This window comes from Paenibacillus ottowii (assembly GCF_006874425.1).
GTDB classification, from domain to species: domain Bacteria; phylum Bacillota; class Bacilli; order Paenibacillales; family Paenibacillaceae; genus Paenibacillus; species Paenibacillus ottowii.
Window position 1 is genome coordinate 1 of sequence record NZ_VIJZ01000038.1, and the last position, 1,244, is coordinate 1,244.

Annotated in this window: 1 protein-coding gene; it reads right to left on the reverse strand. The window is 53.1% G+C overall.

What is annotated here, in order from left to right; all coding sequences use genetic code 11:
* On the reverse strand, positions 1 to 1,244 hold a 1,244-nt coding region (locus FKV70_RS25800; RefSeq protein WP_244310858.1), incomplete at both ends, for a condensation domain-containing protein.

A 1,244-nucleotide genomic window follows, 5' to 3' on the forward strand; every position in this document is an offset into this window, starting at 1 on the left:
CTTGGTCAACGTGTCACTTATGGAAGCTCCGACGGAATAAGGAGACATGCGGAATGCATTATTTTTTAAATCCTGATCGAATTGGCCAAGATAGTTAAAGCTGATTTCCGGCTCGGCAACAAAAGCTGCGTTTCCTTCCCCGTCCGCCAGATATCTCAACATCCCGTATCCAATCCCTTTATGCGGCAAACGGCGCAGCCCTTCCTTGACGTTCTTGATACGCCGTCCCACATTCCGGTCCTCGCCCATATCCAGCACAACCGGGAATTGGCTGGTGAACCAACCGACCGTTCGCGTAATATCTACATCTGGCAAAATCGCTTCCCGGCCGTGCCCCTCCAGATTGACAAGCACCTGACTTAGACCAGCCCACTCCTGAATGGCCGTGCCCAGCGCTGTCAGCAACAGGTCGTTTGCTTCCGTGTGGTAGGCCCGATGAGCTTGTTTCAAGAATTGTTCCGTTTCTTCAACCGTCCATGCCACGGTTAGTGTCCGATCATCGCGAAGCTGTGGCTTGGCCTGAGACTTACGAGTGTAATCCTTAGGCAATGCCTCTTGTACAGCACCCGCTCGCTCCACCTGCTCCCAATACGCACGTTCCTTCTCCAACGCGGTGCTGTTCGCATAAGCTGACAGCTGATCTGCCCACAGGAGGAAGGAATCCGTCTTATTCGGCAAGCCGACAGACTCGCCCCGTAAAGCCTGCTCATAGCCGGATGCCAAATCCTCCAGCAAAATACGCCATGACACGCCGTCGACCACCAAATGGTGGATCGCCACCAACAAATGGTCTCCATCGCTGCAACGGAACAGACCCAGCTTCACCAATGGGCCTTGATCTAGACAAATGCTGCTTTGGATTTCGCTGGCCTTATTCTCCAGCAAATGAGCAAAGTTAGACTCTTGGGTATAATCCACCACTTCAAGGCTGTACAACTCTCCTTCTTGTACGCCACGGTTCCATGCTGCATACCCACCGTCTGCATCTTGGCGGAATACGATGCGCAAAGCATCATGATGCTCAACAATGCGTTGCAGCGCCTGACGAAGCGCTGTTTCGTCCAGTCGATCCTCACGGTGCAGCATTAGAGCCTGGTTGTAGTGTTCAGGATGGGAAGGCTGCTGTTCAATAAACCAGTGTTGAATCGGTGTCAAGGCCACATGTCCAGTGACTTCTCCTTGATCCGACACGCGGGTCACCCGTTGCACCCGTCCATTCAGCTCAGCAATCGTTGGATACTGGA